Annotated in this window: 7 protein-coding genes; 4 read left to right on the top strand and 3 right to left on the bottom strand. The window is 72.8% G+C overall.

Annotated features, from left to right (window positions below):
- Window positions 1–56: 56 nt before the first annotated feature.
- On the bottom strand, window positions 57–509 hold the full coding sequence (locus tag SZN_RS35210) for a hypothetical protein (protein ID WP_007504832.1): 453 nt from the start codon (window positions 507–509) through the stop codon (window positions 57–59).
- Window positions 510–724: 215 nt separating this feature from the next.
- On the opposite strand from SZN_RS35210, the gene SZN_RS35205 reads away from it, so the two are divergent.
- The 3 genes from SZN_RS35205 to SZN_RS35195 all read left to right on the top strand — a co-directional run bounded on the left by SZN_RS35205 (window position 725) and on the right by SZN_RS35195 (window position 2,591).
- A complete protein-coding gene (locus SZN_RS35205) occupies window positions 725–1,099 on the top strand; it encodes an SH3 domain-containing protein (RefSeq protein ID WP_007504830.1) in 375 nt (124 codons plus the stop codon).
- 128 nt (window positions 1,100–1,227) lie between these two features.
- Window positions 1,228–1,593: a hypothetical protein gene (locus tag SZN_RS35200; protein WP_007504828.1), complete on the top strand. Its 366-nt coding sequence runs from the start codon at window positions 1,228–1,230 to the stop codon at window positions 1,591–1,593.
- A gap of 71 nt (window positions 1,594–1,664) precedes the next feature.
- On the top strand, window positions 1,665–2,591 hold the full coding sequence (locus SZN_RS35195) for a GNAT family N-acetyltransferase (protein WP_043734816.1): 927 nt from the start codon (window positions 1,665–1,667) through the stop codon (window positions 2,589–2,591).
- 93 nt (window positions 2,592–2,684) lie between these two features.
- Here the strand turns inward: SZN_RS35195 and SZN_RS41750 are convergent, their stop codons facing one another.
- A complete protein-coding gene (locus SZN_RS41750; protein WP_167546347.1) occupies window positions 2,685–2,858 on the bottom strand; it encodes a hypothetical protein in 174 nt (57 codons plus the stop codon).
- A 317-nt stretch (window positions 2,859–3,175) separates the two neighbouring features.
- Here SZN_RS41750 and SZN_RS35190 point away from each other — a divergent pair, with 317 nt between their 5' ends.
- Window positions 3,176–5,008 carry an ABC transporter ATP-binding protein gene (locus SZN_RS35190; RefSeq protein WP_078509078.1) on the top strand — a complete coding sequence of 611 codons (1,833 nt, stop codon included), beginning with the start codon at window positions 3,176–3,178 and terminating at the stop codon, window positions 5,006–5,008.
- Between the two features lie 23 nt (window positions 5,009–5,031).
- On the opposite strand, the gene SZN_RS39450 is transcribed toward SZN_RS35190, so the two are convergent.
- On the bottom strand, window positions 5,032–5,148 hold the full coding sequence (locus tag SZN_RS39450; RefSeq protein WP_078509079.1) for an LPXTG cell wall anchor domain-containing protein: 117 nt from the start codon (window positions 5,146–5,148) through the stop codon (window positions 5,032–5,034).
- Between the last annotated feature and the right edge of the window lie 18 nt (window positions 5,149–5,166).

The following is a 5,166-nucleotide window of genomic DNA, read 5'->3' as shown; positions in this document are numbered from 1 at the left end:
GGTCCGGCGGCCGGAGCCCGGGACGGCGGCGCCGTACGGGCTGCGGCGCGGGGCCGTCAGTACCAGTCGGTCCACGTCAAGACGTTGCCGTCGCAGGTCAGCAGGGCCCGCGAGACACGGCCGTCGAGGTTGACGCCGATCATGGTGTATGCGTAGTTGATGCCGGGGTCGACGGTCTCCGAGACCCAGCCGTCCGCGCGTCCCACCCCGTTGTTCGAACGCTCCAGCACCGCGGCGCAGTTGGCGCGGGAGTTCTCGATGCGGGCGAAGGAACCGCACCTGTCCGAGTAGAAGTACTTCAGCGACATGGCCCCGGCGGTCCGGGTCGGCCCGACCTGCCGGAAGGTACCCGCGCAGCCGCCGACGGTGGGGTACTGGCCCTCCCAGCTGTAGAGGCCGTAGTTGCCGCCGCTGAACGCCTGGGCCTGGGCGGTGGCGGGCGAGAGCGTCAGCAGGGCGATGGCGGCTCCTGCGGCGGTCAGCAGGGTCCGGAGCGATCGGCGGAGCATGGAGGTCCCCCTCGGTGGTTCGCGGGTGTCGGTCGCGCTCCGCGGTGCCGGCCCTCGTCCGGCCGGTGCGCCGCGGGTCGAGGCCCACGGTAGGGCCGGCCGCGCGGCGCCGGTCCCTGACATCTCTCAGGGTCCCCGCGGGCCCGTGCCTCCCTACAGTTCTCGGCGCCGGCCGCCGCGCCGCGGTGACCGAACCGGAACAGGGGGAACCTGTCGTGTCCACTCGTGTCCTGACCAGGGCCGCGCTCGTCGGAGCCGGGGCGCTCGCGCTCCTCGGACCGCTCACCGCGGGAACGGCCGCCGCCGCGTCCTCCCTTGAGGCGGGCGCCGCGCGCGTCATGGCGGCACCGTACGCCGTCGAGGCGTACGAGGCCGTCAACATCCGCTCCCAGCCGACGAGTTCGTCGGACCTGGTCGGCAGCCTGCCGGCCGGCCAGCCGCGCGGCGCGTACTGCTGGACGCGCGGCCAGAGCATCTCGGACCACGGCTACACCAACAACGTGTGGGTCAAGCTCCTTGAGGGCTACGTGAGCGCGGTCTACCTCAAGGGCGACGAGTACGGCGGCCTGCCCGCCGGCGCGACCTGCTGACCACCGGCCGACCGACCCGTCGACCGATCGGCCCGTCGACCGACCGACCCGTCGACCGATCGGCCCGCCGGCTCATCGACCGGTCAACTCATCGGCCCATCGACCGACTTCACCCATTGGGGGACGACATGAAGAACGTACTGCGCCGGGGCGCCACCGCTCTGGCCGTCGCCGCGCTCGCGCTCGGCACGCTCGCGACCACCGCCGAGGCCGCGCCGACCGGCGGCGACCCGAACCTGACCGATGTGTACGTCTGGGCGACGGACGTGAACGTGCGCAGCGAGCCCACGTCCGCCTCGCCGCGGCTGGGAGTGCTCTCGACGACGTGGCTGGACGCGGTGTGCCAGAAACAGGGCCAGTTCGTCAACGACCCGGCCGTCGGCTCCAACAGCTGGTGGACCGCGGTGATGCTGTTCGGCGGCAGTGACGTCGGCTGGGTGAGCAACCTCTACATCCAGGGCGGCGAGAAGATCGCCGGAGTGCCCGACTGCTGAGCCTCGCCGGGTGGCGGGGCGGCCGGGAAAACGCGTTGCGGCCGCCCCGCCCCACCACCGACCCTTGGGCCATGCCCTACGCCCTTCGTCCCGCCCGTCCCGCCGACGCTCCCGCCGTGACCGACCTGCTCAACGACATCGACCGGATCGAGATCGGCCGGCCCGAGACGGATCTGCACACCGTCGAGACCGACCTGACGCGGCCCGACGTGCGGCTGCAGAGCGACTCGTGGCTCGCCTTCGACGGCGACCGGCTGGTGGCGTACGGACTGCTGTGGGACGAGTCCGGGGGCGAGCGCGTCGACGTCGACCACTATGTGCTGCCCGGCCACCAGGACGCCGGGCAGCTCCTGTTCGACGCGATGGAGCGCCGCGCCCCGGCGAGGGCCCGGGAGAACGGCGCACACCGGGCCGTGGTGCATCTGCATCTCAACACCCGCCCCACGCTGGACACTTCGCTCATCGAGCGGCGCGGCTGGCGCGTCGTGCGCCGCTATCACGTGCTGCAACGGCCGCTGGACGCCGCCGCGGACGCCGCGCCGGAGGTCCCGCCCGGGGTGCGGCTGCGGCCGTGCACCGACGAGGCGGACCGCGCACGGGTGCACGCCCTGCACCAGGCCGCGTTCGCCGGGCACTTCGACTTCCGGCCGCGCCCCTGTGAGCAGTGGCTGAACGACGTCGACGCCGAGGTGCTCGACTGGTCGCTGGTGTGGATCGCCTCCACCGGCGAGCTGGGCGACGCCGGGTTCCTGATGGCCCGCGACGACCGTGAGGCGATGGGCTGGATCCCGCGCCTCGGTGTGCTGCGCGAGGCACGCGGGCAGGGGCTGGCCGGACTGCTGCTGCGCACCGCCTTCGCCGCGTTCGCCGCGCGCGGGCGGGCCACCGTGGGCCTGGGTGTCGACACCGCCAACGACACCGGGGCGCCCGCCCTGTACGCCCGCCACGGGCTGGAGGTGCACTACGCCGTCGCCACCTGGGAGACCGTCCTGACGTGACCTCCTGACGTGCCGTCATGCCGTGCCGGGTCGCCCCGGGCCCCGCCCGGCCCTGAGTGCGCGCACCCGGGGCGGGGCCGGGGGCCGGGGCCCCTACCGGCCCGGCAGGCCGTCGCGCGCGCCGCTTCTTCGCGCGTTGTTGTACCTGCGCAGCAGGTGTTTGGCGACCTGGCACGGCGCCGAGTCGGCATGGCACTGCCGGCAGGTCCGCTTGTGCTGCTCGTGGTCGGCACGCGCCTGGTGCAGAGCGTCACCTGAACTCGACATCGATGTCCTCGGGGTCCTCGGGTGTGACGGCGAACGGGCTGAGGGCGAACGGGGCGGTGCCCCGGCCTGCGCCGCGGCGGTCCGGTGGGGCACCCGGGGGACGAGTTGATCATGTTACTCAGGGTAGCGGGAAGTCGAGTTCCACCGTCGACCGGATACTCCCAACTCGCCCTCGCTGCGCGGAAAATGCTTGGACGTCAGGGCCGTCGTCACGGGACACTGCCGTACTCACGCCGTAACTCCACGTAATCGTCGCGGTGCTGTCCCCTGCCCTGAGGGCGCCCGGTGGACCGCCGCATGATCTCCACAGGGGTGGTATGGGTACGCCGCAATCGCGCAGGGTCCTGCCGGGCAGGCGCTCGGTGCTGCTCGCACTTCGTCACTACGGAAGCGAGTTGGCCCGCCTGAAGTGGCTGACGCTGCCCGCCATGCTGCTGTCGGCGGCGGGGAACATCGGCATCAACTACGTCGCGCCGCTGATCGTCGCCAAGCTCGTCGGCGATCTCGCCTCGGGCGCCGGCCTCACCGTGGCCTCGGCGCTGCCGTACGTCGCCGGCTTCGTGGGCGTGCTGCTGCTCGCGGAGGCGCTGTGGCGCGTGGCGCTGCACTGCATGAACCGGCTCGACGCCCTCGGCATCGAGCACCTGTACGTGATCGGGATGGACGAACTGTTCGCCAAGGACACGGCGTTCTTCCACGACAACTTCGCCGGAGCGCTGACCAAGCGCGTCCTCAGCTTCGCCTCCCGCTTCGAGCAGTTCGTCGACACGCTGACGTTCCAGGTCGTCGGCAGCTTCGTACCGCTGGCGTTCGGCGCGGTGGTGCTGTGGCGCTACGAACCGCTGCTCGTCGTCGGGCTGCTGGTGATGATCACGGTCACGGCGGTCTGCGTGGTACCCCTGATCCGGCGCCGGCAGGCGCTGGTCGACCTGCGGGAGGAGGCCATCGCCCGGGTGTCGGGGCATGTCGCCGACAGCCTGATGAACATGGACACGGTGCGGGCGTTCGCCGCGGAGGAGCGCGAGGCCGCCGAGCACCGCTCACGCGTCGCCGCCTCCCGCCGGCTGACCCTGCGGTCGTGGGACTACGGCAATCTGCGCATCGACACCCTGGTCGCGCCGATGTCGGTGCTGACCAACGCGCTGGGGCTGCTGCTCGCGGTCACCCTCGGCGGGGGCTCGTACGGGGTGGAGGCGACCGTGGTCGCGTTCACCTACTACAGCAACGCCACCCGGATCATGTTCGAGTTCAACCAGATCTACCGGCGGCTGGAGAGCTCGATGACGGAGGCCGCGCAGTTCACCGAGCTGCTGCTGACACCGCCGACGGTGCTCGACCCGCCCGTGCCCGAGCCGGCGCCGGCCGGCCGGGCCGACGTCCGCTTCGAGAACGTCGACTTCGCCCACGCGGGCGGCCGTCCGCTGTTCGAGGGCCTGGACCTGGACGTGCCCGAGGGGGCACGGGTCGGCCTCGTGGGCCGCTCCGGCGGCGGCAAGACGACCCTGACCCGGCTGCTGCTGCGGATGACGGACGTCGACGGCGGACGCATCCTGCTCGGCGGGCAGGACATCAGCCGGATGCGCCAGGCGGACCTGCGCGGGCTGATGGCCTACGTGCCCCAGGACCCGGCGATGTTCCACCGCACGCTGCGGGACAACATCGCCTTCGCCCGGCCGGGCGCCACCGACGCCGAGATCCGCCGCGCGGCCGGGGCGGCGCACGTGAGCGAGTTCGCCGACGGCCTGCCGCACGGCTTCGACACCATGGTGGGCGAGCGCGGGATCAAGCTGTCCGGCGGTCAGCGCCAGCGGGTCGCCCTGGCACGGGCGATCCTGCGGGACGCGCCGGTGCTGCTGCTCGACGAGGCGACCAGCGCCCTGGACTCCGAGAGCGAGATCCTCGTCCAGGAGGCGCTGTGGCGGCTCATGGAGGGGCGGACGGCGCTCGTGGTGGCGCACCGGCTGAGCACCGTGGCGGGCATGGACCGGCTGATCGTCCTGGACCGCGGCCGGATCGTCGAGCAGGGCTCGCACGACGAACTGCTCGCCCTGGACGGGGCGTACGCCCGGCTGTGGCAGCACCAGTCCGGGGGCTTCCTCGACGAGGGCTTCCTCGACGACGGCAGCCCCGCGCGGGCCGAGTCGCCCTGAACCCGGCCCGCGCGGCGGGTCCGCTATCCGCGCGCCGTGCGGCGTCGGCGCAGCACCAGCAGGGTGCCCGCGCCGATGCCCACGGCCGCGGCCGCCGCGCCCGCGAGGGGCAGGACGGAACTCGAACCGGTGTTCGCCAAGTCGCCGGTGGGGGTGTC

It is taken from the genome of Streptomyces zinciresistens K42 (assembly GCF_000225525.1).
GTDB classification, from domain to species: Bacteria; Actinomycetota; Actinomycetes; order Streptomycetales; family Streptomycetaceae; genus Streptomyces; species Streptomyces zinciresistens.
Note: the sequence above shows the minus strand (reverse complement) of the source record. Positions and strands in the feature narration are given on the sequence as shown.